At 67.0% G+C, this 22,557-nt stretch carries 28 protein-coding genes; 12 read left to right on the top strand and 16 right to left on the bottom strand.

Translation table 11 applies throughout. The features are described from left to right. Positions 1-26: 26 nt before the first annotated feature. From DJ018_RS06835 to DJ018_RS06860, 6 genes are all read right to left on the bottom strand, one after another. A complete protein-coding gene (locus tag DJ018_RS06835) occupies positions 27-1,385 on the bottom strand; it encodes a transporter (protein ID WP_133254230.1) in 1,359 nt (452 codons plus the stop codon). A 30-nt stretch (positions 1,386-1,415) separates the two neighbouring features. Then, positions 1,416-1,961 carry a sigma-70 family RNA polymerase sigma factor gene (locus DJ018_RS06840; RefSeq protein ID WP_111514087.1) on the bottom strand — a complete coding sequence of 182 codons (546 nt, stop codon included), beginning with the start codon at positions 1,959-1,961 and terminating at the stop codon, positions 1,416-1,418. Between the two features lie 11 nt (positions 1,962-1,972). Next, a complete protein-coding gene (locus tag DJ018_RS06845; RefSeq protein ID WP_111514088.1) occupies positions 1,973-2,518 on the bottom strand; it encodes a hypothetical protein in 546 nt (181 codons plus the stop codon). Next, a complete protein-coding gene (locus DJ018_RS06850; RefSeq protein ID WP_111514089.1) occupies positions 2,515-3,231 on the bottom strand; it encodes a C39 family peptidase in 717 nt (238 codons plus the stop codon). The genes DJ018_RS06845 and DJ018_RS06850 overlap by 4 nt, the downstream gene beginning before the upstream one ends. Further along, positions 3,228-3,656 (bottom strand): hypothetical protein, encoded by a 429-nt coding sequence (locus DJ018_RS06855; protein ID WP_111514090.1) that lies wholly within the window; start codon positions 3,654-3,656, stop codon positions 3,228-3,230. Before DJ018_RS06855 ends, DJ018_RS06850 begins: the two co-directional genes overlap by 4 nt. Before the next feature lie 97 nt (positions 3,657-3,753). After that, positions 3,754-4,794, bottom strand: coding sequence for a dentin sialophosphoprotein (locus DJ018_RS06860; RefSeq protein ID WP_133254231.1), 1,041 nt, complete (start codon positions 4,792-4,794; stop codon positions 3,754-3,756). Between the two features lie 271 nt (positions 4,795-5,065). On the opposite strand from DJ018_RS06860, the gene DJ018_RS06865 reads away from it, so the two are divergent. Beyond that, positions 5,066-5,632: a sigma-70 family RNA polymerase sigma factor gene (locus DJ018_RS06865; protein ID WP_111514092.1), complete on the top strand. Its 567-nt coding sequence runs from the start codon at positions 5,066-5,068 to the stop codon at positions 5,630-5,632. Then, complete coding sequence (locus tag DJ018_RS06870) at positions 5,629-6,264, top strand: cupin domain-containing protein (protein ID WP_111514093.1); 636 nt, start codon at positions 5,629-5,631, stop codon at positions 6,262-6,264. Before DJ018_RS06865 ends, DJ018_RS06870 begins: the two co-directional genes overlap by 4 nt. Positions 6,265-6,271: 7 nt before the next feature. Here the strand turns inward: DJ018_RS06870 and DJ018_RS06875 are convergent, their stop codons facing one another. The 3 genes from DJ018_RS06875 to DJ018_RS06880 form a co-directional block, all read right to left on the bottom strand. Further along, the gene (locus DJ018_RS06875) at positions 6,272-6,463 is read right to left on the bottom strand and encodes a DUF3606 domain-containing protein (RefSeq protein ID WP_205853721.1); all 192 of its coding nucleotides are present in this window, start codon (positions 6,461-6,463) and stop codon (positions 6,272-6,274) included. Between the two features lie 219 nt (positions 6,464-6,682). Continuing rightward, entirely contained in the window at positions 6,683-6,844 is a 162-nt protein-coding gene (locus tag DJ018_RS19120; protein ID WP_165842810.1) for a hypothetical protein, read from the bottom strand. Between the two features lie 83 nt (positions 6,845-6,927). Further along, the gene (locus DJ018_RS06880) at positions 6,928-7,116 is read right to left on the bottom strand and encodes a DUF3606 domain-containing protein (RefSeq protein ID WP_111514095.1); all 189 of its coding nucleotides are present in this window, start codon (positions 7,114-7,116) and stop codon (positions 6,928-6,930) included. A gap of 144 nt (positions 7,117-7,260) precedes the next feature. Between DJ018_RS06880 and DJ018_RS19125 the strand changes: the two genes are divergently transcribed. The 4 genes from DJ018_RS19125 to DJ018_RS06900 all read left to right on the top strand — a co-directional run bounded on the left by DJ018_RS19125 (position 7,261) and on the right by DJ018_RS06900 (position 9,334). After that, entirely contained in the window at positions 7,261-7,437 is a 177-nt protein-coding gene (locus DJ018_RS19125) for a hypothetical protein (RefSeq protein WP_165842811.1), read from the top strand. A 75-nt stretch (positions 7,438-7,512) separates the two neighbouring features. Then, positions 7,513-8,289, top strand: coding sequence for a serine aminopeptidase domain-containing protein (locus tag DJ018_RS06890; protein ID WP_111514097.1), 777 nt, complete (start codon positions 7,513-7,515; stop codon positions 8,287-8,289). A 79-nt stretch (positions 8,290-8,368) separates the two neighbouring features. Further along, a complete protein-coding gene (locus tag DJ018_RS06895; protein ID WP_165842812.1) occupies positions 8,369-8,842 on the top strand; it encodes a MarR family winged helix-turn-helix transcriptional regulator in 474 nt (157 codons plus the stop codon). Positions 8,843-8,905: 63 nt separating this feature from the next. After that, complete coding sequence (locus DJ018_RS06900; protein ID WP_111514099.1) at positions 8,906-9,334, top strand: NIPSNAP family protein; 429 nt, start codon at positions 8,906-8,908, stop codon at positions 9,332-9,334. Here the strand turns inward: DJ018_RS06900 and DJ018_RS06905 are convergent. The 3 genes from DJ018_RS06905 to DJ018_RS06915 all read right to left on the bottom strand — a co-directional run bounded on the left by DJ018_RS06905 (position 9,331) and on the right by DJ018_RS06915 (position 11,908). Beyond that, a complete protein-coding gene (locus DJ018_RS06905; protein WP_111514100.1) occupies positions 9,331-10,095 on the bottom strand; it encodes an SDR family oxidoreductase in 765 nt (254 codons plus the stop codon). The genes DJ018_RS06900 and DJ018_RS06905 overlap by 4 nt on opposite strands. 62 nt (positions 10,096-10,157) lie before the next feature. Beyond that, on the bottom strand, positions 10,158-10,901 hold the full coding sequence (locus DJ018_RS06910; RefSeq protein ID WP_111514101.1) for an extensin-like domain-containing protein: 744 nt from the start codon (positions 10,899-10,901) through the stop codon (positions 10,158-10,160). Between the two features lie 41 nt (positions 10,902-10,942). Beyond that, the gene (locus DJ018_RS06915) at positions 10,943-11,908 is read right to left on the bottom strand and encodes a hypothetical protein (RefSeq protein WP_111514102.1); all 966 of its coding nucleotides are present in this window, start codon (positions 11,906-11,908) and stop codon (positions 10,943-10,945) included. Positions 11,909-12,180: 272 nt separating this feature from the next. Here DJ018_RS06915 and DJ018_RS06920 point away from each other — a divergent pair, with 272 nt between their 5' ends. Genes DJ018_RS06920 through DJ018_RS06930 form a run of 3 tightly spaced genes read left to right on the top strand, consistent with a single transcriptional unit; the run spans position 12,181 to position 15,536 of the window. After that, entirely contained in the window at positions 12,181-12,798 is a 618-nt protein-coding gene (locus DJ018_RS06920) for an ATP-dependent Clp protease proteolytic subunit (RefSeq protein WP_111514103.1), read from the top strand. Positions 12,799-12,802: 4 nt separating this feature from the next. Beyond that, complete coding sequence (locus DJ018_RS06925; RefSeq protein WP_111514104.1) at positions 12,803-14,428, top strand: alpha-glucosidase; 1,626 nt, start codon at positions 12,803-12,805, stop codon at positions 14,426-14,428. A 10-nt stretch (positions 14,429-14,438) separates the two neighbouring features. Continuing rightward, positions 14,439-15,536, top strand: a complete 1,098-nt coding sequence (locus DJ018_RS06930) for an aromatic ring-hydroxylating oxygenase subunit alpha (RefSeq protein ID WP_111514105.1) — start codon at positions 14,439-14,441, stop codon at positions 15,534-15,536. A 7-nt stretch (positions 15,537-15,543) separates the two neighbouring features. On the opposite strand, the gene ald is transcribed toward DJ018_RS06930, so the two are convergent. The 3 genes from ald to DJ018_RS06945 form a co-directional block, all read right to left on the bottom strand. Beyond that, on the bottom strand, positions 15,544-16,659 hold the full coding sequence (gene ald / locus DJ018_RS06935; RefSeq protein WP_111514106.1) for an alanine dehydrogenase: 1,116 nt from the start codon (positions 16,657-16,659) through the stop codon (positions 15,544-15,546). A 67-nt stretch (positions 16,660-16,726) separates the two neighbouring features. Continuing rightward, the gene (gene mtgA, locus DJ018_RS06940) at positions 16,727-17,380 is read right to left on the bottom strand and encodes a monofunctional biosynthetic peptidoglycan transglycosylase (RefSeq protein WP_240609503.1); all 654 of its coding nucleotides are present in this window, start codon (positions 17,378-17,380) and stop codon (positions 16,727-16,729) included. A gap of 120 nt (positions 17,381-17,500) precedes the next feature. Beyond that, on the bottom strand, positions 17,501-18,466 hold the full coding sequence (locus tag DJ018_RS06945) for a WD40 repeat domain-containing protein (RefSeq protein WP_111514108.1): 966 nt from the start codon (positions 18,464-18,466) through the stop codon (positions 17,501-17,503). A gap of 231 nt (positions 18,467-18,697) precedes the next feature. On the opposite strand from DJ018_RS06945, the gene DJ018_RS06950 reads away from it, so the two are divergent. Next, positions 18,698-19,147 (top strand): biopolymer transporter ExbD, encoded by a 450-nt coding sequence (locus tag DJ018_RS06950; protein WP_111514109.1) that lies wholly within the window; start codon positions 18,698-18,700, stop codon positions 19,145-19,147. Positions 19,148-19,262: 115 nt separating this feature from the next. Here the strand turns inward: DJ018_RS06950 and DJ018_RS06955 are convergent, their stop codons facing one another. Then, entirely contained in the window at positions 19,263-20,354 is a 1,092-nt protein-coding gene (locus DJ018_RS06955) for a CobW family GTP-binding protein (protein ID WP_111514110.1), read from the bottom strand. An 81-nt stretch (positions 20,355-20,435) separates the two neighbouring features. On the opposite strand from DJ018_RS06955, the gene dmeF reads away from it, so the two are divergent. Then, the gene (gene dmeF / locus DJ018_RS06960; protein ID WP_111514111.1) at positions 20,436-21,407 is read left to right on the top strand and encodes a CDF family Co(II)/Ni(II) efflux transporter DmeF; all 972 of its coding nucleotides are present in this window, start codon (positions 20,436-20,438) and stop codon (positions 21,405-21,407) included. A 46-nt stretch (positions 21,408-21,453) separates the two neighbouring features. Beyond that, positions 21,454-22,551, top strand: coding sequence for a serine hydrolase (locus DJ018_RS06965; RefSeq protein ID WP_165842813.1), 1,098 nt, complete (start codon positions 21,454-21,456; stop codon positions 22,549-22,551). The last annotated feature ends 6 nt before the right edge of the window (positions 22,552-22,557 follow it).

The raw sequence follows: 22,557 nt of genomic DNA on the forward strand, positions 1-22,557 counted from the left end.
GCGCAGCGCAGGCTTCTCGCGAGGGCCTAGAACCGATATGGCGCGCGGAACACCACCCGCATGTCCGGCGCGTCGGACGTGACGCCGAACTCAAAGGCGTTGTTCAACGTCAGGCGGGGTGTCAGGCGGAAGGACCAGCCCATCATCATGCTGCCGACCTGAAGGGCGCGGGACTCGTTTTCTTCGCCGTTCACGATGGTCTTGGTTGGCTGGATGTAGCTATGTCCATAGCCCAGCGATACCGAGAAGCGCGGGTTCAACGACAGGCCAAACCCTAAGGAGCCGCTGATAGAAGCGCCGGGCTCAATGCGGCCCAGGAAGATCGGGTCGCTGTCTCCGTTCGGGATCCGCCGGTCGATGTCGCGGCCCCAGGTATGCAGATAGCTGATGCCGCCGAAAATGATCGCAGGATCGGTGGGGTAGAGCATGGTGACGCCGGCTTCGGCGCTCCAGAACCCGGAGCCGGTGGACAGCTCCTGGGCGACGCCGTCGCGGTCGTACTCCACCTCATAAGGGCCGGTGCCGGTCGGAGTCTTCACTCGCGTGTTTGCGACGAAGATCGGCCAGCCGTTTCGGCCGTAGTTCAGCTGGTAGCGGGCGCCCACCTCGACGTCGCCGATGTCTTGGCCGCGCAGCTCGCTTGTCCGTTGCACGGCGTTGTCGGCGGCGGACACGTTTTGGATCGAGTCGTGACGCCACACGTAGGGTACGCGGGCCTCGACCTCGAGCCGGTTCGTCAGCCCGTACCGACCCGCGAGGGTGACGACCCCGGTATCGCGCCCGACGTCGCCCGCATCGATCGCTCCCACCAGAATGCCTTGGACGATCTGAACGCCACGGAAGATCAGGCGATTGTTGCTGGTTCGCACGTATTCGACCGATGGGTCGAACACGAAGTGCCCGCGCGGCGTCAGCACGCCCAGCCCGGGCGGGATGGCGTCGGCGTCAGCGCGGGCCTGCTCCGGCGGGGCCTGGCCCACAGGCCGGGCGGGGCCTACCTGCGGCACGCCTGACGGGGTGGGGGCGGTGGGCGCCACGGGCTGCACTGGAGGCGCTTCGCTGACTGGGTTCGGGACCTGCTGCTGGAGCGCGGCCATGCTCGTGGCCCGGCCGATGCCCGCCGCGCGGATGGCGTTCAGCATCTCGTCGCGTTGCGCCTTCAGCTCGTCGAGCTCCTTGCGCTGAGCCTCGATCAATTGGGACTGGCGGGTCAGTTCAGCCTTGAGCTCATTGAATTGCGAGGGGCTGACCGCATCCTGGCTCGCCGCAGGCGCTGCGGCGGGCGCCACCTGCGCTTGAGCCGCGCCGGCCGCTCCGAGCCCAAGCACGATCGAACCCGCCAGCGCCATGGGCGCAGGCGGGAGCGCAGCATTCCGGTTGAGCATTTTAGTCGCCTCCCCCTGTTGTCTTTGAATCTAGTTGAGCATCGCGGCCCGGAGCCCGTCGGCTTCGCGTCCGCGCTGCGCCGACAGCTTGGGGCTTCCAAGGTCGGTCAGTTCGGCCAGGCGCACACGGGCGCGTCGGATGCGGCCCTTGAGGACCCCGACGTCGCAGCCGCAGACATGGGCCGCTTCCTGATAGGAAAGGCCGCCTGCCACCACGAGGAGCAGGGCGTCCCGGTTGTCGTCCGGCAGCAGCGGCAGAGCGTCGAGGATCTCGCCGTACTGCAGGCGCCACTCCTGGTCCGGATCGCAGGTGAGCTGACCGGACAGCTGGCCGTCGGGGTCTTCGACCATCGGCCGGCGGCGAGTGCGCTGTGTCAGGAACTCATTCTTGAGGATGCGAAACATCCAGGCGGCGATGTTCGTGCCGGGCTGAAAGGCGTCCCGGAAGCGCCACACGCGGACCAAGGCGTCTTGTACGAGATCGTCGGCTTCGACGGAGGAGCCTGTCAGGGCCGTGGCGTAGGCGCGAAGCTTGGGGATCTGCCCCAGCATCGCCTCGCGAAAGGAGTCGCTCATCCCCAGCCCCCTCAGCGCCCCGTTCGATCGGCAAGCGCCAGCCCGACCGCGTTCTGAACATTTGCGGTAATTCGATCAGCGGACAGCTGCGCTTGAAGTTCCGAGAGTTGCGGAATGATAAGTCGGATATCGGTGTCTTGCCGAATGTCCCGGCCGTTCGCGGTGTTCGTGATCACGCTCGCAATCCGGTCGCCTGTCAGGCTGTGCAGCACCTGGGTTTCGCCGCCGACCCCGGGGATCGTGGTCATCCAGCCGTCCGGCAGACCGGTGGCGGTCACTGCCGAGAGATCTCCGATGTGTTCGGCGACCGCGCCGGTGTCGGTCCAGGTGAGCCGGGTCTGCAGGGCCAACTGCCCATCGATGTAGGTGCGGACCTCCGCGCCGAGGCCGATCTCGACCCCGAGCGGCGTCAGGATCCCGCCTCGCATGTTGCTCAGCTCGGTCTCGCTGAGCGTGGCCGGCTCCAGGAAAGGATCGGCCGCGAGCTCCTGGGCGGCGACGGGCCCGGCCAGGGTCAGCGCCGTTGCGGCGCAAAGGGAAAACAGCGCGCGTTTCATGGCAGTACCTGGACGGTGGTGATCTGGTAAATGGGGGGAAGTTCGCGCGTGAAGGACGCCAGGCTGCTGTCGTCCAGCGCGTCGAGGCGTGCGGTCGGAAGGCTGCCCCACTCCTTCTGACTGTTGAAGGCGCCATCGGCGGAGTTCGGGTGGATCATGAACACCACACCGTTCCAGACCTGTGCGAACTCGGCCAGGCTGTAAGCCTTGAGGCCAAGCGCCGGGTCACCGACCAGGACCTTGCCGCCCTGGACGCCCTTCACCACGACGAAGTGACGGTAGTTGCCCACGTTGATCACCGCGATCGCCGGGCTCTTGTGCTTGCGCAGGAGGTCCAGGTTTTCGCGGTACCCGTCGGCGCTAAGCCCGATGGATTTCAGGTAGTTCTTCATGTCCAGCAGGCTGAAGCCCACCTGACGGATCTTCGCCTGGTCGCCAGTGGCGTACATGGCCTTGAAGATCTCGGCTTCGCCCACCGGTCGGCCATAGTGGTGGTGCAGCAGGGTGGCCAGCGCCGCCGAGCCGCAGCTGTAGTCGTATTGCTGACGCACCACGGTGCGGAAAGGCATGTCACGCATGCTGACCACGGGTGCGGCGAACGTCCCCAGGCCTGTGTTAAAGAATGCCTGGGCGGCCGCGCCAGACGGCGCCGCCGCCAACATCAGGGACGTGGCGGCGAGGAGGAAGCCGATACGGGTGCGACTGCGTCTCATGGGGTCGGGACGGTCACCACGCTGATGTTGATGGCGCCCTGCAGAGTGTTGTTGGCCCCGGTGTTGACGACGAAGTTGCCGACGCCGCTGAAGCCAGAGAGCGCCGTGGGCGAGAAGTTCACATCGCCGCTCGTCACGCTGTTGGCGACCACGCTGTTGCCGGTGGAGGCGCCCGTCAGCTGTTGGCTGGTCAGAGCTTCAACGAACGTTCCGTCGCCGGCGCTGATGTCGGACATCTCTTCCAGGCTCAGGGCGGCGCCTTCGGAAGCGGTGAGCGGCGGGACCGCGAGCGGCGCGACGTCGCCGACGTCGATCGTCGCAACGGTGGCGGGCGTGGCGAGTGGGTCGGCGAGCAGTTGCGGCTCGGCGCCCGCGGCGCTGGCCGTCAGCAGGCCGAGCGCCAGCAGAGGAAGCATCTTTTTCATAGTCCCCTCCCCAGGGAACGGGTCTTGAAAAACAAAGGCGGGAAGCCGCGCCAGAGGGGGATCCCTCCGGCGCGGCCCCCGGGAGAGGCTCTAAGACTTACGGAGCCGTGCCGCCGCCGAAGCTGATGTTGGCGTTGGCGGCCAGGGAGGTGGCGGCCTGGTTCAGAGCGCCAGGCGCGGTGTTGAAGGTGGCGGTCTGAACGCCGGCGAAGCCCGCGAAGGAGCCGCCCGCGATGGACACGTCGCCCGTGGTGAAGGCGCCGTTTTGGCCAGCGCCGCCCGCCGTGGAGCCGGCGCCCGCACCGGCGCCAGCGCCCGTGCCTTCTTCGCCTTCACCGCCGTCGGTGCCAGCGCCCGCGGACGAACCCGCGCCGCCGCCCGTGGCCGGACCGAACACCACGCGGACGTTCGTGACCGTGCCGTTCAGCTCTTGGCTGGACAGCGTGCTGGTCATGTTCATCGTGGTGGTGTTTTGCGAGTTGTTGATCGAGTTGTTGGTGTTGCCCGAGTCAGCCCAGGACTGGTTGTTCGAGCTGTCGACCCGGTTGTCCGAATTGTCGTTCATCGAGTCGTTGGTCGAGTTGTCGGAGTTGTCCGACCGGTCCGAGTTGTCGTTCATCGAGTCGACGACGCGGCTGTTGTCGTTGTTCGAGTCGGTGTTCGACGTGCGGGTGACCGAGTTGTCGTTGTTCGAGTCGCGGTAGCTGGTCGAACGATCCGAGTTGTCGTTGTTCGAGTCGGCGTAGTTCACCGAGTTGTCGGAGTTGTCCGAACGGTCCGAGTTGTCGGACGAGTCGTTGGTCGTGTTCGTGACGGTGTTGCCCGAGTCCGCCCACGATTGGTTGTTCGAGCTGTCGGTGTTGCCGGAGTCAGCCCACGATTGGTTGTTGGAGCTGTCGGTGCTCGTGTTCGTCGTGGTGTTGGTGTTCCCGCTGTGCGAGCCGGAGCTGTCCGAGGTGTTGGTGGTGGTGGAGTTGTCCATCCAGCTGCTGGAGGCGGCCGCGGAGCCGCTCTCGCCGCCGTCGGCGGTGGCGGTCTGAGCCGCGGCGTCGGCGGTGGCCGTTTGCGCGATCGCGGCGGTGGAGAGAACCGCGCCGAGGATCAGCGCAGAGGCCGAAGCCATCAGTTTAGAAGTCATAGAGATACCCTCCCAGGGTTCAGGACGTACGGAGGTCTCGTCCTCCGACGCCTCCTCAACCGGGGGCTGGGCGAAGAGTTATTCGCACAAAACGGTGATCGAAAATCGAGCAAATGCAAATATTCGCAAGGTACGATGGAACTCTGTTTGCAGATCCCCTGAGCATTCAAAATCTTTCCAGGAAAATTCGAGGGGCGGCGTGAAACAACGTCGGGGTCTCGCTGGTTGACTGCCGACGCGCCCGCGTCGGACGTGAACTGGGGAGGGCGAGATGGGGCGAGCACAGCGCGCCTTCGAAGCTGAGGACTGCGGTCCCGACGAGCAGATCCTGGCGATCGCACACTTTCAGGATCGCGCGGCTTTCGCCCAGCTGTTCAACCGCTTCGCACCCAAGGTGAAGACCTACTTCCTGCGCATGGGCGCTCGTGAGGAGCAGGCGGAGGAGCTCGCGCAAGAGACCTTGCTCGCGGTCTGGCGGAAGGCTTGGCAGTTCGATCCGGAGCGGGCCAGCGCGTGGAGCTGGATCTACACCATCGCTCGCAACCTGCGGATCGATGCGCTCCGTCGCGAACGGCACGCCCACGTGATCCCGCCCGACCCGGAAGAGGCGCCCACTACCCCGGAGCAGGCGCTCGACGCCTTGGAAGGTGAGGCGGGGGTCCGCCGCGCCCTGCAGCAGCTGCCTACCGACCAGGCCGAGATCCTGCGGCTGGCCTTCTTCGAAGAGCGGACGCACAGCGAGATCGCCGAGCAGCTCGGCTTACCGCTTGGAACGGTGAAGTCGAGGATCCGGCGCGCTACCGAGAAGCTGCGCGGTTCGCTGGAAGGCTTCCATTGAGCGCGACGCGTCACCCGTCAGCGCCGCTGCTTGCCCGTCTCGCGACTGGAGAGCTGCCGACAGCCGCCGCCCTGGCCGTGGGGGCGCACGTCGAGGGATGCGCCCTCTGCGCCGCGCAGGTACGCGCTGTCGAGGCCACGGAGGGGCAGCGCCTCGCCGGCCTTCCCGATGCGCCGCTTGCGGCCGACGCCCTTGCGCGAACTCTTCGTCGGCTGGACGTTGGGCGCAGTAAGCCGGCCCTGTCCAGCCCCGTACGCCTAGGCGACGTTCGGCTTCCGCTGGTGCTCGCCGACGTCGGCTTCGCGCCCCGTCGTTGGGTTGCGCCGGGCTTCTGGGCGGCGCGCGCCCGTATTCCCGACGAGGATGGCTGGCGTCTGGCGCTGCTCCACGCCCCGGCTGGAGCGAAGGTGCCTTGGCACCAGCACGGCGGCGACGAGATGATTGCGGTGCTTTCCGGGGCCTTCAGCGATCCTGCAGTTTACGTGCAGGGCGACTTCGCCGAGCACCGCACGGGTGAGGGCCACGAGCTTGCAGTGACGGAGGACGGGCCTTGTGCGTGTCTGATTGCAGCCCGCGGCGGCGGCGACTTCCGCGGCGTGGGCGGCCTGGCCGCAGCCTGGCTAGGGCTCTAGGCCGGCGTCAGCTCAGCGGCGCGCTGAGCTGAAGGGCCACAGCCGTCGTGTTGGGCCCTACCTTGTCCACGGCCTCGGCAAGTTCTTGCGGCGACGCACCGAAGCGTTTGGCCCAGTAGCGGACCTGGTCGGCATCCCTCAGGTCTATGGTTCGCGACGCCTCGAACAGGGCCCGCCGCTTGCGTTTGCTGGCCTTCACGTGCGGCTCCTTGGTCCCGTCACTTGACGAAAACAGCCCACGCGCATCGTCGTTCCGCCAAGCGTTGCCCTCGTTCATCGGGCGGTCAGGCTGCCTGCGTCATGACTCAGGCAAGGACGGCGCGCGGCGTACTTTGCGGGTCCCTTCCGATGGCTGCTGGTCGCGCCATTGGCGAGCCCCCGGCCTCCCAGTGCGGGAGCGCCGGGGCGTTCGGCAGCCTCAGGCCTGCCCGTAGAGCATCAGCGAACTGAGGTCAGTGCCATCGTTGGCGGCGGCGCTTTCGACGCCGCGTCGCCAGACGAGGTGGCGGCCGCTTGCGGCCGGTTTGCGCTTGCGGACGACTTCGACGCTTCTGCGCGAGGCTTGGGCTCGGGTCTTCATGGTCCAGCTCCCTGTCTGGCGCTTCAACCTTGACCCTAGAGCTGTTGTTCCGCTTGTCGCAGGTCGCGGTTATGTGAGCGCGATCAGGCGCGCTTAAGCTGCTCCGCGGCGCGGTCGAGCTCGTCCCGCTGATTGCCGTGGCGTGCGATCAGGTCTCGAGCCTGGTCCATGGTGAGGCCGTGCTTATCTGCGAAGTATCGGACCTCGTAGTCCTCGGAGCCAGAAACCCGGCTGCGGTCCGGCTCGCCCACATGTTGCTTGTTGTCGGCCATCGTTTTCCTCCTGCGAAGCGTGGCTCGGGAGGAATCCGCCGCGACTCCGCCGGTTCCGATGGGCGCCTTCATCGTAGTTCTACAGTAGTGCGAAGCTCCGTCAGCAGGAGCATCACAAAGGTCCACCGCAAAGGGATGGATCTCGTGAACCAGCCGACCCGCACCATTCGCGCCGAACTGATTGCTCGCCAGCCGCGCGTGCGTCGCCCCACGGCGGTGGCCGACCGTATTCCCCCCGGCGTGTCCTTGACCTTGGCGCTCTTCGTTTCCGGCCTGATGTGGCTGGCGATCGCTCTGGGTGTTCGAGCCCTGTTCGCGTAGGCGCATCCCGAACTGCAGCCGGGCGCGGCGCCGCGCCCTCTGGTGTTCCGGCGCGAACCTCATCATGAGGTGCGCATGAAGCGACCTGCCATGCGCCGCCTCATCGCGTTCGTCGTCGCCGTCGCCGCCCTGAGCGAGCCGGCGGCCGCCGCGACCTTGCGGACCGCAATCACCCTCTATGATCCGGCCCGAAATCGTCCGGTTCCGGTGGTGCTCTACCGCGCTGAGGACGCGTCTGGCCCGCAGCCCCTCGCCGTTGTCTCGCCCGGGCATGGGGCCAGCGCCACTTCCTACAGCTTCATCTCCGAGGCCCTTGTCCAGCGGGGCTACACGGTGGCGGCGGTGCAGAACGAGATCCCGGGCGATCCGCCGCTGATCCTGGGCGACGACATCTTCAACCGCCGCATGCCCGGCTGGCGGGCCGCCGCTGGCAGCTTGGACCTAATTGTCCGGACCGTGCGGGAGGCTGGCCTGGCGAACTCCCAGCCCCTGCTGCTGGTTGGCCATTCCAACGGCGGCGACATCTCTCTGCTCTACGCTGCTGAGCATCCGAAGGATGTTGCCGTCGCCGTCACCCTGGACAACCGGCGCTATCCGCTGCCCCGGCGCCCGTCGCCGCACGTCTGCACCATCCGCTCCGTGGATCAGCCTCCGGATCCGGGCGTGCTGCCGACGCCCGAAGAGCAGAAGATCAATGGCACGGTGATCGAGACCATCCCTGGGCTCGGGCACAACGACATGGCCGATTGGGCGACGCCGGTCTGGCGGGAGGGCATGCTGCGGGTGATCCTCGGATGCGCAGAGGCTCGGGCCCAGCCCAAGACGCAAGCTGGCATAGGTAATTCCCCGTAGTTCTCCTCACAGGCGAATGACCGCATACCTCGGGCGTCGAAAGACCCGGCGGAGACCTGCCGAACCCCTGGAGATTGCGATGGCCGCGGCCCTGCAACTGACTGTCGAGCAACCCGCCCGTGAGAGCGAGACTGCGTCCGCCCTGGTCTCCAGCCTGATGCTGGTGGGTCGGCGCTGGCGGGCCCGCCTGAACCTGCGCCTGCGCGGCCTCGGGCAAACCGACGCCCGCCTAGCAGCCATGGTCTCCATCGCCCAGGCCGGCGATGGCCTGCCGCAGAACCGGTTGGCCGAGGAGCTCGGGGTGGAAGCCCCCACGGTGGTGCGCTTGGTGGACGCCTTGGAAACGCAGGGCCTCGTTCAGCGCTGCGCCGGCGTCGCCGACCGTCGCCAGAAGCTGGTTCGCCTCAACCCCGAAGCCGAAACCTTGCTGGACCAGGCGAGCGCCATCGAGCGCCGACTCCAGCAGAGCCTGTTCGACGACATCGACCCGGAAGATCTGGCCGCCTGCCGCCGCGTGCTCGACGTGCTGGCCAGCCGCCTCGCTCCGCACTGACAAGCCTGTTGCCAGGACAACGTCGCCATTAGAGGCTCCGCGGCTCACACGCCCGGAGCCTTCATGCGTTTTCTGCCTGCTTCTCTTTTCGCGTCCGTCGCCGTTGCAATGGCCGCGCCCGCTTTCGCGCAGCCAGCCAAGCTCGATCCGCAGACCGCGGTCTACGAACTGCGCACCTACTACGCCGCGCCAGGCAAGCTCGAAGCGCTCAACACGCGCTTTCGCCAACACACCCTCAAGATGTTCGAGAAGCACGGCATGACCAATGTCGCCTACTGGAGCGACCTCGATGCGCCGAACGGGCGGGTGATCTACGTCTTGGCTTACCCAAGCCGCGAGGCTCGCGATGCATCCTGGAAGGCGTTTGGCTCCGATCCGGAGTGGCGCGCCATCGCCAGCGCGTCCGAAGCCAATGGCAAGCTGGTGGACAAGGTGGAGAGCGTCTTCATGAAGATGACCGACTACTCTCCGCCCCTGCCGCTCGGCCGCTAGGCCGTCGCGCCGCCGTCCACAACAAGCGTCTGGCCCGTGGTCCAGGCGCCGGCGCGCGAGGCGAGGAACACGGCCGCGCCCGCGATGTCGTCCGGCTCGCCCAGGCGGCGCAGGGGCGTGCCCCGGCTGGCGCGCTCCTCACCTTCAGGAGTGTCCCACAGCGCGCGGGCGAAGTCGGTCTTCACCAGCCCGGGGGCGATGCAGTTGACCCGGATGTTGTCGGGCGATAGCTCCTGGGCGAGGTTGCGGGCCAGCTGCATGTCCGCGGCCTTCGAGATGGCATAGGCGCCGATCACCGGGGTGCCGCGTAGCCCGCCGATGGACGAGATGATCACGATCGCGCCGTCGCGCCGCGCGCGCATCTCCGGCGCTACCATGCTCACCAGCCAGTTGTTGGCGATAATGTTGTTCTCCAGGATCTTCCGGAACTGGTCGTCCGAGATCCCGCTCATCGGTCCGTAGTAAGGGTTGGAGGCGGCGTTGCAGACCAGGATGTCGACCTTGCCGAAAGCGGCCCGCGTCTCGTCCACGAGGTGCTGAAGATCTTCCTTGGAGGAGATGTTCGCGGGGACGGCGATGGCGCGACCCGGCGTGCGGGCGTTGATCGCCTCCGCCACCTCTTCGCACGGGCCCTGCTTGCGCGAGGAGATCACCACCTTTGCGCCGTGTTCGGCCATGCGCTCGGAGATCGCGCGACCGATGCCGCGGGACGAGCCGGTGATGATTGCCACCTTGCCGGTCAGATCGAAAAGTTCGCCCATGCCCTCGTCCTCAAACGGTTGTTTGAATGACATCTGGGGTCGTGCGGGCCTCTAGGTCAAGCTCAGCGGCAGATCCTGTAGGGGCCGAAGTCCAGGTGCAGGTGATCGCGGTGCGCAGCGTTGTAGTCGGGGCTGAGCACACCATGGAAGAAGCCGCAGGCGTCGTCTCGCACCCGGCGCAGAAAGGCGCCGCGCTCGTCCTCACGCCGGAAGTCTCCAGCCACGGTGATCCGCCGCCCGTCGGACAGCCGAAAGCCGGCCACGTCGAGTGCGTTGGCTCGGGCGTGCTCGCTGGGCCGGCCGCTCTCACGTCCATAGACGTTGCGGCAGGAGTAGCTGCCGTAGTGGTCGACCTGCGTCACCCGCGCCCCAAGGGTCTCTTGCGCGGCGGGTTGCAGAACGTGGCGGCTCCAGAAGGCGTAGCCGAGCGCGACCGGACAGGTGATGGTGGGCCCGGCCGGGGCGAGACGTGTCAGACCTGAGGTGACGCGAACCGAGTTTTCGGTCGTGCAGAACCGCTCGGTGCGAACGGGCTGATCGACGAACGCCACCCCGCCCTCTTGGAGGATCTTGCGGCACAGCTCCGGATCGTCGGTGGCCCGGGCGAACTTGATCGCCGTCGCCATGCCCAGCGGTTCGTCCAGGCTGAGCGGCTTCCAGGGTAGATCCTGTGGCGGCGCCCACAGGTTGACGGCGGCCACAAGCGCCATGACCACGACGCCGAAGTCGAGCAGGCTCGCCCAAAGGCTCCCGAAGGCAAGGGCTTCCGGCGAGGCCGGCTTCAGGGTGGGCAGACGGGGCGGCACGGCGGCGGAACGGCCCGCCGAAGCGCCGGTTCAATGCAGCGTCAGCCAGCCATCGCCAAGGCTGCGTCCGGCTCGCTCTCGGCCGACGCCCAGATCGGCTTGAAGCCGGTCTGGGGGCTCCAATCCAGCCGGCCGCCCAGGCGGGCAACCAGGCTCATGGGATCGCTCCGCAAGAACTCGGCGACAGGCAGATTGCTGTCGCTGAGAGTGACCTCCAGAACCGTCTGCTTGCCGATCGAGGCGCCGTTCTGCACCAGCTCGCACTGAACGAGCACGCAGACCTTCGACAGCCGCAACGCGCCCAGCACCTCCAGGCCGATCCGCAGCGCGATGCTGCACACCGAAGCGAGATGCACCTCGTTGCGCTGGGCGGTGGTCATGGCGGTCCGCATGCCCCCACTCAGCCTTTCGTCGGGGATGTCGTCCAGCATGAGGCCTTCGACCGTCGCTTTGGCTCGGCCAGATCCCAGAACGGTGAGGGTGGCGGCGTTCACCAGGTCCGCGACCTTGTCCACCGTGGAGCAGCGGGCAAGAGCTTCCTGAACGGGTGCAGTTTCAAGTTCCAGAACCTTGGCGGCGAAGCTCTGCTTACGATTGTTGAGCTCGACCGTGCGCCGCGCCGCTTCGTTGTCGGCCTCGTCCTGCGTTGTGGCGTCCAGGACGCGGGCCACGAGCTCGCGGCGGCGCAGGCTCTGGTTACCGAACAGAAGCTCGCGCCAGCTCGGTCGGTAGGCCGCCAGCGCCTTGCGCGCGACGTCGCGGCGTGGGTAGACGCGAGGCGGCGTCTCCAGCACCGGCAGTGCGGCCGCGCCCGGCCAGTCGATGGGCCGGAACGGTATCCGATGACAGCCGGTCAGCCGGTGCAGTTCGGCGTCCGTAAGCGTCAGGTCATCGGAGGTCTGCTCCGAAGACCGCAGCCTCAGCATGTCCCGCGCCGCACGCTTGGCCGCGCGCTCCACCCGCCCTGTCGGGTTGAGGATGGGTATCTGCCGCCCCACGCTGACCATTTCGCCCCCTATCGATTAGTGATCACACGGTTTGGCGAACATTGTTGTGGAACTGTTAAGCTGCGCAGCTAGAGGCCCAAATACCACCTGGGCGAGCGACTGCTCTCGTCCGGCGCGCGGCTATGGCATCAAACGAGGTGCGCACACGCAATCTGGCGGGGCGCTCTTGCCGTAGAGCCCGCGGACCAATAACTGCATTCGAGCATTCTTCAGCTGCGGGGAGGCGGCGCCGTGGGGCGCGCCCTCACTCCGGCAATCCCCGAGGAGCACTTATGATCAAGTGGACGGCGCGTCTGGACGACGAAGATGGCGATGATGAAAAGGGCCGTCTGCCAGACATGCCTATGACGGCCGGCCCGGTCCAGAACGCCCTGTTCAAGTCGCGGACCGTGTTGATCTTCGGCGAAATCGACATGCGACTGGCCGAGCGCGTCACCGCGCAACTGACGGCGTTGTCTGCTGAGAGCAGCGATCCCATCCGGGTGATCGTGAATTCGCCGGGCGGTCACGTGGAAAGCGGCGACACTGTTCACGACATGATCCGCTTCTGCGGCTCTCCAGTGAAGGTGATCGGCACGGGCTGGGTCGCCAGCGCCGGCGCGCACATCTTCCTGGGTGCGACCAAGGAAAACCGCTTCTGCCTGCCGAACACTCGCTTCCTGCTGCACCAGCCGGCTGGCGGCAGCCGCGGCCAAGCCTCGGATATCGAGATCGAAGCGCGCGAGATCATCAAGATGCGCGACCGCGTGAACCGGATCATCGCGGAAGAGACTGGCCAGACGGTCGAGCGGATCGTGAAGGACACCCAGCGCAACTTCTGGCTCAACGCTGAAGAGGCGATCGAGTACGGCCTGGTCTCCAAGATCGTCCGTAACACCTCGGAAGTCTGATCCGATGACGCAGACGTGGTGGCGGGGTGCCGTCCTCTATCACGTCTATGTCCGCAGCTTCTTCGACAGCGACGGCGACGGCCATGGCGATCTGCCGGGCGTCGCCGCCAAGCTCGACTACATCCAGAGCCTCGGCGTCGACGGGATCTGGCTCTCGCCGATCCATCCCTCGCCGAACCGCGACTGGGGCTACGACATTGCGGACTACCAGGGCGTCCAAGCCGACTACGGGACGCTCGACGATTTCGAAGACCTCCTGGAAGCGGCCCATGCCCGCGGTCTGAAGGTCGTCCTCGACGAGGTGCTTTCCCATACCAGCGACGAGCATCCATGGTTCGTCGAAAGCCTGACTGGCGGGGCCGCCGGTCCCAAGGCTGACTGGTACGTCTGGGCCGATCCGAAGGTCGACGGCACGGCTCCGAACAATTGGCTCAGCGTTTTCGGCGGTCCTGCCTGGGCCTATCAGCCTGCGCGCCGTCAGCACTACCACCACAAGTTCCTGCGACAGCAGCCGAAGCTGAACTGGCGCAACGCCGACGCCCGGGAAGCGGCGCTGTCCGTTCTCGACCTGTGGCTGGAGCGGGGCGTCGACGGCTTTCGGCTCGACGTCGCCGGCACCTACCTCCACGACGAGGCCCTCACCGACAACCCGCCCGCCGAGAAGACGGAGCGGGCCTTCCGCCACGCCTCCGACCTGCAGCGGCACCTCTACGACTCCAACCTGCCGGAGAACGTGAAGGTGCTGGACCTCATCCGCCGTCGGGTCGAAGCGCACGACGGAAAGAATGGGGGCGACCGCTTCGTTTTCGGCGAGTTCTCCGAGGAGGAAGAGCGCTGCGGCGCCTACCTCTCCGCCGAGGACGGCCTGCACTCGGCCTACACTTTCGTCCTGCTCACCGCGGACCAGCTCACGCCTCAGACCTTCCGCGAGCACTACGCAACGTTCGAGCGGTTTCCCGCCCACTGGCCGACCATCTCCTTCTCGAACCACGACGTGCCGCGCACGGTCAGCCGGTTCGGCGGCGACGGCTCGCCCGAGTTCGCCAAGCTGATGTTCGCCCTGCTGGTCAGCCTCAAGGGAACGACCCTGATCTACCAGGGCGAAGAGCTCGGCCTGCCGCAGGCGCAGCTTGCTCGCGACCAACTGCGAGACCCTGTGGGCGATCTCTATTGGCCCTACGTCGGCGGGCGCGACGGTTGCCGTACGCCCATGCCGTGGAATGGATCGGACAACCTCGGCTTTACGGACGGGACCCCCTGGTTGCCGGCTGCCGCCGAGCACGCCTCCCTCACCGTGGAAGAGCAGGAAAACGACCCCGACAGTCCTCTGGCCTTTGCGCGCGAGATGGTCGCTTTCCGCAAGGCCTCGCCGACCATGACGCACGGGGACATCGCGTTCTTGGATGTGCCGACCCCGGTGCTGGCGTTTGTCCGGCGCAGCGAGACGGGGGCGATCGCCTGCGTCTTCAACCTCAGCGCCGAGCCCCAGATTGTGCATCACGATCAGCTCGAAGACGGCGATCTGTGGCCCTTGCGCTCGGGGGAGGCGGATCTTCGCGGCGGGTCGCTGGGCCTGTCCCCCTGGGCCGCCGCCTTCCTGAGCCTTCCCCGCGAGTTCGCCGCGGATTAGAAGCCGCCCTATGGCCGAGGCCGATAGCAAGACGACGCGGCAAGAAGGTCGGTTCGGCCAGGGCTTCCTGACCGACATCTGGTACTTCGCGGCCCTTTCCAGCGATCTCAAGGCCGGCAAGCTCGCTCGCTATGAGATCCTCGGCGAGCCGGTGATGCTGGGGCGTTCAAGCCGAGGCGAGATCTTCGCCCTGCGGGACATCTGCCCTCACCGGGCCGCGCCCCTGTCGGCCGGCCGCATCCGCCAGGACGCCTCGGGCGCCGAGAGCGTGGAGTGCCCCTATCACGGCTGGCGTTTCGGCTATGACGGCGCTTGTACGGCCATTCCGTCCCTGGTGTCGGACCAAGCCATGGACATCTCGCGCATTCGAGTCCGGCGCTATCCGGTCGCCGAGAGCCAGGGGCTGGTGTTCGTCTGGATGAGCTCGGATCCCCGAGGCCTGGGCGAGCCCACGGAGCCGCCGCCCACCTTCCCTGGCGTGGTCGGGGGCGGGCCGAAGCTGGTCGATCAGATGGACTTCGATGCCCACATCGACCACGCCGTCGTGGGGCTGATGGACCCGGCGCACGGGCCCTATGTGCACCAGCAGTGGTGGTGGCGCTCGTCCAAGAGCCAGCACGACAAGGCCAAGAGGTTCGAGCCGCGGGACGCCGGCTTCGCCATGGTCCGACACGAGCCGTCCAAAAACTCCAGGGCCTATGTGATCCTCGGCGGCGAGCCGCTGACCGAGATCACCTTCCGGCTGCCAGGGCTGCGCTGGGAGCACGTGACGGTGGGACGTCGCGAGGTGCTCTCGCTGACCTGCCTGACGCCGATCAACGGCAAGAAGACGCGGATCGTCCAGATCGTCTGGTCGGACCACCCGGCCTTCAGCATCCTCAAGCCGTTCATCAAGGTGGGCGCCCGCGCCTTCCTCCGTCAGGACGGCGACATGGTGAACCTGCAGAACGAGGGCCTGAAGTACGACCCGGCGCTGCTCTGGGTCGACGACGCCGACCGGCAGGCCAAGTGGTACCAGCAGCTTAAGCGCGAATGGAGCGCCAGCCGTCGCGAGGGCCGCACGTTCGAAAATCCCGTGCAGCCCGCCGTTCTGCGCTGGCGCAGCTGAGGACGGCTCAGGCCGCCCAGGCGCCGTAGGGGTCCGAGAACCGCTTGCCCAGGGCGTCGGCCACCGCCGGGTGGGTGAGCTCGCCCTTCAGGACGTTCAGGCCCTTGGCCAGATGACGGTTCTTCTTGAGCGCCTCGAGCCCTTGGTCGGCCAGAAGCAGGCCGAAGGGCAGGGTGGCGTGACCCAGCGCTTCCGAAGAGGTGCGGGGCGCCGCGCCCGGCATGTTGGCTACGCAGTAGTGGACCACGCCGTCCACCGTGTAGGTCGGCTGGTTGTGGGTGGTGGGCTTGCTGGTCTCGAAGCAGCCGCCCTGGTCGATGGAAACGTCCACCAGCACCGAGCCGGGCTTCATCTTTGAAAGGTCTTCGCGCCGCACCAGCTTGGGCGCCGCGGCCCCGGCGGTCAGCACCGCTCCGATCACCACGTCGGATCGAAGAACCTCGTCCTCCACCGCATCCTGGGTCGAATAGCGGGTCAGGATCCGGCCTTGGAACATGTTGTCCAGCTCGCGCATGCGGGGGATCGAGCGTTCCAGGATCACCACTTCGGCGCCCAGCCCCGCGGCCATGCGCGCCGCGTTCATGCCGACCACGCCGCCGCCCAGGACGCAAACCCGCGCCGGCGGAACGCCTGGCACACCGCTGATCAGCAGGCCCATGCCGCCGTTGTGCTTGAGCAGGGTTTCTCCGGCCGAGAAGACCGCGATGCGGCCTGCCACCTCGGACATCGGGGCCAGCAGCGGCAGGCCGCCTTGCGCGTCGGTCACCGTCTCATAGGCGATGGCGGCGCAGCCGGACGCCAGCAGCCCCTCGGTCTGGGCGGGATCGGGAGCGAGGTGGAGGTAGGTGAAAAGGATGTGCCTGTCGGTCAGGCGGGCCCACTCGATGGCCTGGGGCTCCTTCACCTTCACGATCAGCTCGGCTTCGGCGAACACGGCGTCCGCCGAGGGCAGGATCCGTGCGCCGGCTCGGGTGTAGGCCTCATCCGCATAGCCTGCCCCCTGGCCTGCGCCGGTCTCGACCAGCACCTCGTGGCGGTGGGTGACGTACTCGCGAACGGCGGTGGGCGTGAGCCCCACCCGGTATTCGTCCGGCTTGATCTCGCGGGGCACGCCAACTCGCATGGGCGCTTCTCCAGGGGTTTGTTGTTTCCTCTGTCGAAGGTTTGCGGGGCAAGCCTTGTTGCGTCAACTACAGAACGCAGGAGGCCATGCCTTCCCGGCTCACGATTCGTGCATTGCGGTTGATCGAGCCGGAGCGCCGCTTGATGTAGCGGCCGGGTTGCGCGGCCTTCCAGGACAGGGGCTTGGGCACGATGGCCGCCAGCCGGGCGGCTTGGGTGGGCGTCAGCTTGGCCGCGCTGACTCGGAAGTTGCGCTGAGCCGCCGCCTCGGCGCCATAGACGCCCGGGCCCCACTCGATGGAGTTCAGATAGACTTCCATGATCCGCTCCTTGCCCCAGATCAGCTCGATCAGGACGGTGAAGTAGGCTTCCAAAGCCTTGCGGACGTAGTCCCGGTGCGGCCACAGGAAGACGTTCTTCGCTGTCTGCTGGCTGATGGTGGAGCCGCCGCGGACCTTCTTGCCCTGTTGGTTGTAAGCCATGGCCTTCTGGATCGCGTCGAAGTCAAAGCCCTTGTGCTGGCAGAACCGCGCGTCCTCGCCCGCGATGACTGCGCGAACCAGGGTGGGCGAGATGTCCTCCAGCGGGACCCAGCGCCGATCAAAGCCGCGGCCTTCGAAGAGGCGCTGCACCATCAGGAAGGTCATGGGCGGCGGCACGAACCGATAGACGGCGACCGTCAGCACCGGCCCGATGATCCCGAAGACCAGAATGACCAGCATCGTCCAGCGGATGATCCGCCCGAACAGCCCCTTGCCTTTGCCACGCCGCGCCACAACCGCACTCCCCGCCAGATGAAGGGATGTTAGCCGCCGTGGCCGCAGACGTCGTTAACGCCGCCGCTAGATCTCGGCGACGCCAGCGGCGCCGTCCTCGTCGCCCCAGGCGACGCGTTTTCCGTCCGGGGTCATTGAAAGAGCCGTGATCGGCGGGCCTTTCTCTTCCTTGAGGTTCAGCACCTTCTGGCCCACGAGGTCGCAGGCCCGCACGCGGCCGTCGTCGAAGCCCCAGGCCACCCAGTTGCCGTTCGGCTGACCCGCGACAAAGGTCGAGACGGCGCTTTCCTCGTAACCGACTTCCGCCGCCTGCTTGCCCATCGGGCCGGTGGAGCCGGTGAACGGCCAGACCACCACGCCGTTGGCGCCGGAGGTGGCCATAAGGTTGCCCTTGGACATGAAGGCCAGGCTCTTCACCTTGGCCGGATAGCCGCCCATGCGCATGTTCTTCTCGTCGGCCACGCGCCAGCCGTGCAGTTGGTTGTCCTGCATCGCGGAGATGATGAACTTGCCATCCGGGCTCCAGGCCACGGCCACGTGACTGCCGGCCCAGGCGAGCTTGGTCGGCTTTTGATCAGCGATCCGGGCGTACCACAGCCAGGCGCCGCCATAGGTGGCCACGGCGATCCGCCGGCCCTTCGGGTCGAAGGCCAGGGCCGCCACGGTCTTCTCGTGCTGGAAGGTGCGGGCAAAGCTCGGATCAGCCACGTCGCGCACGTGAAGCTCGCGGCCGGCGGCGAACGCGATCAGCTTCGATTCGGCCGAGGCGGCGATGGAATCGATCCACTTGCCGCGCAGGCTGGCGATTTCCAGCGGGCCGGACGCGCGGGACCAGACCACCCGTCCATCATCACCACCGGTGAGCAGCCCCTCGCCTGAGGGATGTATGCAGGCGGACAGCACGGCGCCGTCATGCGCCTGAACAACGGCTCCATCTTCGAACCGAACGGTGCCGTCGCCGAGGGCGAAAGCGGCCTTTCCGCTGCGGTCGAACAGGGCGGCTGTGACGTAGGCTTCGAAGGACTGGATCATGGACACGTCCCTAGTGCGGCGCGCGGCCGGAGGTAAAGTCCGCGCTATCGAACAGGGTTCTCGGAAGCTGCGCCGATTCCGGCGGCGAGGGCGCCTCTCCCTTGGGCGCAGGCGCATGGCTCGCGCCGACTCCGCGCTTGGCCCTTTACAAGGCGATAACGGCTTGCCAATGGTCCGCTGAACGGAAGTCCGGGCTGGCTCAAGCTGGCCCCAGGGAAGGAATAATCAGGCATGGGCGCCAAGTTGGGCGGCGGCGGGGGCAAGAAGTTCGACCTCGGCCAGAACTCGGACATGAACGTCACGCCCTTCGTGGACGTGATGCTGGTGCTTCTCATCATCTTCATGGTGTCCATCCCGGCCGCCACGGTTTCGATCAAGCTCGACCTGCCGCCGGCCGTTCCGCCGCCGCCCGGCGCGCCGAAGCCGCCGGAACCGATTCTGGTGAACATCCAGGACAACGGCGACCTCTACATCGGCACCGTGCAGTCGAGCCTCAGCTCGCTGCCCGCGGATCTGGCCGGCGTGATCACCCGCGACCGTCCCGGCATCGGCAACCCGACGACCGAGCGCGTCTACATCCGCGCTCAGCGCCACGTGAAGTACGGTGACTTCATGGCGGTCATGAACACCCTGCAGGGCAACGGCTTCTACCAGGTCGCCCTGATCAACGAAGAACTCTAAGCCTCTCCAGGCTGAACACGGAAAACCCCGCCGGAGCGATCCGGCGGGGTTTTTTGTCGCCGCTGTTGCGGACGCCGGCGGCGAAGCGCCGGCCAGGGCAAGCTCAGCCTTCGGGCTACGCCACCGTGCTTTCGAAGCCTTCCCGCAGCTTGGCCTCATCGAGGTTGCGGCCGATGAAGACCATGCGGGAGTAGCGGGCTTCGCCCTCGCGCCAGTCGCGCTGGAAGTCGCCTTCCAGGATCATGTGCACGGCCTGGAACACCAGGCGGCGGTTCTCGCCCGCGACGTCGAGGATGCCCTTGGCGCGCAGGATGTCGGGCCCTTGGGTTTGCAGCACATTGTTGAGCCAAGCGGTGACCTTGTTGCCGTTCAGCGGCTTGTCGGTGGTCAGGCTGATGCCGCGGATGCCGCTCTCGGCCACGTGGTCGTGGATGTGCTCGTGTCCATGGTCGGTCGCGTGGTCATGATCGTGGCCGTGGTGATGGTCATGATGATGATGGTGGTGGTCGTGCCCGCAATGCTCATCGTGCACGTGACCCGGCTCGCCGTGGCCCGGGTTCAGGAAGTCCGGCTCGAGTTCGGTGATGCGGTTGAGATCAAAGGAGTGGCGGCCTAGCACCTGCTCCAGGGGCACGTTCGAGCGCTGAGCTCGGTGGATCGGCGCCAGCGGGTTCAGGGTGCGGATCGCCCGCTCCACTTCGGCCAACTCGGCTTCCGACACAAGGTCGGTCTTGTTCAGGATAATCTGGTCGGCAAAGGCGATCTGCTCGGCCGCTTCCTTGGAGTCCTTCAGCCGCAGCGGCAGGTGCTTGGCGTCGACCACGGTGGTGACGCTGTCCAACTGCGTCTTGGCGCGGACGTCCTCGTCCACGAAGAAGGTCTGGGCCACCGGACCCGGATCGGCGAGGCCCGTGGTCTCGACGATGATCGCGTCGAACCCGCCCTTCCGCTTCATCAGGCCCTGCACGACCCGGATCAGGTCGCCGCGAACCGTGCAACAGACGCAGCCGTTGTTCATCTCGAACACCTCCTCGTCGGCTCCGACGATCAGGTCGTTGTCGATGCCGACCTCCCCGAACTCGTTGACGATCACGGCGTACTTCTTGCCGTGCTCTTCGGAGAGGATGCGGTTGAGGAGGGTGGTCTTGCCGGCGCCAAGATAGCCGGTGAGCACGGTGACGGGCGTCTTTTCGGTCATGGCTCCCATGTAGGCGGGCGAAGCGCCGGAATGAAGCCTTGTTCTCGCAGGCCCTTGTTCTCCCCTCTCAGTGTTATAAAGTAACGTCAGATGACAGCTCCTGCCGCCCCGCCTGCCGCAAGTCCCGCCGTCGGGGCGCCTCTGGACGCGTTCCGCGAGGACCGGACCTATCTTGGCGCCGATCACCGCCGCAACGAGCGGCGGACCTGGCTGGTGACCGCCATTTGCGCCGTCACCCTGGTGGCGCAGCTCGCGGGCGGGCTGCTCTATCGATCCATGGCCCTGACCGCCAGCGGCCTGCACATGGCTGCCCACGTGGCCGCCCTTCTCGTGGCCGCCGGCGCCTACGCGATGGCGCGGCGGCATGCGGAAGACCCGCGCTTCGCCTTCGGCACCGGCAAGGTGGGCTATCTGGCCGGCTTCGCGAACGCGGTGGTGCTGGCGATCACGGCCCTTCTGATCGGCGTGGAGAGCCTGGAGCGGCTCGCCAACCCGGAGGCGGTCCACTTCGACCACGCGCTGCCGCTGGCCATCGCGGGCCTGGCGGTGAACGTGGTCTGCGTCCTGCTGCTACGGCCTGGGCGGGCGCATGTGCACCGTCACGATCCTGACGGCGACCTCAACATCTCGGCCGCGCACCTGCACCTTTCGGCCGACGCCATGGTGTCGGTCTTGGCGATCGCCGGACTGGGCGCCGGACAGCTCTTCGGCTGGGGCTTCGCCGACCCGCTCGCCGGTCTCGCCGGCGCTCTTCTGGTGGCCCACTTCGCCTGGACGCTGATCCGCCGGGCGGCGGCCGCTCTCCTGGACATCAACCCCTCCGCGGCGCTGACCTCAGACATCCGCACGCGGCTCTCCGCGGAAGGGGAGCGGGTCGTTGACCTGCACCTCTGGCGTCTTGGCCCCGGACACCATGCGGCGGTGGCCGTTGTGGCGGCCGACCATCCGCAACCGGCCGAAGCCTACCACGCCCGCCTGAAAGGGCTGGCCGGGCTGAGCCACGTCACGGTCGAGGTGCGGGCTGGACATCACGAGCATGACCATGCGCATGCTCACGCCTGAGTTCTTCGGGCGTTAGTTTCATATGCGTCGACGTATCCGCTCTTCCGTGCGCCGACCCAGAACGGCTCTGCTGGCCGGCCTTGCGCTGACGATCGCGGCGGCGGGTTGCGGCTGGGTCACCATCACCGGTCTGGAGAAGGGCGGGGCTGTCCAGCTCACTTCTGCGCCAGCGCAGGCCAAGCCGCCGCCCGCGCCGCCCGCCCCGGCCGAACTCCAGGCGCGGCTCACTGAGCTCGCCGAAGACTACCGCGAGGATGTCGGGATCGCGGTCACCGACGTGACAGAGCGTTGGACCGCATCAGTGGATGGCGGCTCGCTTTACCCGCAGCAGAGCGTTGTAAAGATCTGGGTCGCTCTGGCCATGATGGAGGCGATCGATCAAGGCCGGTTCCGCCTGGATCAGCCCGTCCTGGTGCGGCCGGAGGACCGCTCGGTGTTCTACGAGCCGCTCGGACGCAAGATCGGTCGGACGGGGTTCCTGACCACCTACTATGACCTGCTGTCCCGTTCCCTCACCGAGAGCGACAATACGGCCAACGACAAGATCATGAGCGAGGTCGGCGGCGCAGCCATCGTCACTGACGTGGTTGCCCGCAAGGGGCTGACCGGCATCGGCATCGGCGGTGACGAGAAGATGCTCCAGTCGCTGACCGCGGGCGTGGAGTGGCGTCCCGAGCTGGTTGGCTGGCGCTTCAAGGAGGCTCGGGCCAAGCTTCCGGACGAGGTGCGAGACCGCGCTCTCGACGCCTATCTCGCCAATCCACCAGACGGCGCCACGCCCATCGGCCTAACGCATGGACTCGCCGCTCTTCAGCGTGGCGAGCTGCTCTCGAAGCCATCGACCGACACCCTGATCGGCCTCATGGCGGAGGCCAAGACAGGCAATCTGCGTCTCAAGGCCGGCCTGCCGCCTGGCTGGAGCATCGCCCACAAGACGGGGACCGGCCCGGACTGGCGCGGCGCCTCGGTCGGCATCAACGATGTCGGCCTGATCACCGCTCCTGACGGGCGCGTCTATGCCGTCGCCGTCATGCTTCGAGAAACCAAGCGGCCGTTCCGCGACCGCCAGCGCCTGATGCAGCAGGTCGCCCGTGCGGTGGCCGACCATTGGCAGCAGCGCGGCGGTGGAGCTGCGCCCGTCTGACCTCAG

It is taken from the genome of Phenylobacterium deserti (assembly GCF_003254705.1).
Classification (GTDB): domain Bacteria; phylum Pseudomonadota; class Alphaproteobacteria; order Caulobacterales; family Caulobacteraceae; genus Phenylobacterium; species Phenylobacterium deserti.

Excerpts from the sequence above, each read along its gene's own strand:
- DJ018_RS06845 (WP_111514088.1), bottom strand. The coding sequence starts at position 2,518 with ATGAAACGCGCGCTGTTTTCCCTTTGCGCCGCAACGGCGCTGACCCTG.
- DJ018_RS06865 (WP_111514092.1), top strand. The coding sequence starts at position 5,066 with ATGGGGCGAGCACAGCGCGCCTTCGAAGCTGAGGACTGCGGTCCCGAC.
- DJ018_RS06900 (WP_111514099.1), top strand. The coding sequence starts at position 8,906 with ATGCGTTTTCTGCCTGCTTCTCTTTTCGCGTCCGTCGCCGTTGCAATG.
- DJ018_RS06905 (WP_111514100.1), bottom strand. The coding sequence starts at position 10,095 with ATGGGCGAACTTTTCGATCTGACCGGCAAGGTGGCAATCATCACCGGC.
- DJ018_RS19120 (WP_165842810.1), bottom strand. The coding sequence starts at position 6,844 with ATGAAGACCCGAGCCCAAGCCTCGCGCAGAAGCGTCGAAGTCGTCCGC.
- ald (WP_111514106.1), bottom strand. The coding sequence starts at position 16,659 with ATGCGAGTTGGCGTGCCCCGCGAGATCAAGCCGGACGAATACCGGGTG.
- DJ018_RS06925 (WP_111514104.1), top strand. The coding sequence starts at position 12,803 with ATGACGCAGACGTGGTGGCGGGGTGCCGTCCTCTATCACGTCTATGTC.
- DJ018_RS06950 (WP_111514109.1), top strand. The coding sequence starts at position 18,698 with ATGGGCGCCAAGTTGGGCGGCGGCGGGGGCAAGAAGTTCGACCTCGGC.
- DJ018_RS06850 (WP_111514089.1), bottom strand. The coding sequence starts at position 3,231 with ATGAGACGCAGTCGCACCCGTATCGGCTTCCTCCTCGCCGCCACGTCC.
- DJ018_RS06890 (WP_111514097.1), top strand. The coding sequence starts at position 7,513 with ATGAAGCGACCTGCCATGCGCCGCCTCATCGCGTTCGTCGTCGCCGTC.
- DJ018_RS06855 (WP_111514090.1), bottom strand. The coding sequence starts at position 3,656 with ATGAAAAAGATGCTTCCTCTGCTGGCGCTCGGCCTGCTGACGGCCAGC.
- DJ018_RS06930 (WP_111514105.1), top strand. The coding sequence starts at position 14,439 with ATGGCCGAGGCCGATAGCAAGACGACGCGGCAAGAAGGTCGGTTCGGC.
- mtgA (WP_240609503.1), bottom strand. The coding sequence starts at position 17,380 with ATGCTGGTCATTCTGGTCTTCGGGATCATCGGGCCGGTGCTGACGGTC.
- DJ018_RS06915 (WP_111514102.1), bottom strand. The coding sequence starts at position 11,908 with ATGGTCAGCGTGGGGCGGCAGATACCCATCCTCAACCCGACAGGGCGG.
- DJ018_RS06835 (WP_133254230.1), bottom strand. The coding sequence starts at position 1,385 with ATGCTCAACCGGAATGCTGCGCTCCCGCCTGCGCCCATGGCGCTGGCG.
- DJ018_RS06920 (WP_111514103.1), top strand. The coding sequence starts at position 12,181 with ATGATCAAGTGGACGGCGCGTCTGGACGACGAAGATGGCGATGATGAA.
- DJ018_RS06895 (WP_165842812.1), top strand. The coding sequence starts at position 8,369 with ATGGCCGCGGCCCTGCAACTGACTGTCGAGCAACCCGCCCGTGAGAGC.
- DJ018_RS06955 (WP_111514110.1), bottom strand. The coding sequence starts at position 20,354 with ATGGGAGCCATGACCGAAAAGACGCCCGTCACCGTGCTCACCGGCTAT.
- DJ018_RS06880 (WP_111514095.1), bottom strand. The coding sequence starts at position 7,116 with ATGGCCGACAACAAGCAACATGTGGGCGAGCCGGACCGCAGCCGGGTT.
- DJ018_RS06840 (WP_111514087.1), bottom strand. The coding sequence starts at position 1,961 with ATGAGCGACTCCTTTCGCGAGGCGATGCTGGGGCAGATCCCCAAGCTT.
- DJ018_RS06860 (WP_133254231.1), bottom strand. The coding sequence starts at position 4,794 with ATGACTTCTAAACTGATGGCTTCGGCCTCTGCGCTGATCCTCGGCGCG.
- dmeF (WP_111514111.1), top strand. The coding sequence starts at position 20,436 with ATGACAGCTCCTGCCGCCCCGCCTGCCGCAAGTCCCGCCGTCGGGGCG.
- DJ018_RS06945 (WP_111514108.1), bottom strand. The coding sequence starts at position 18,466 with ATGATCCAGTCCTTCGAAGCCTACGTCACAGCCGCCCTGTTCGACCGC.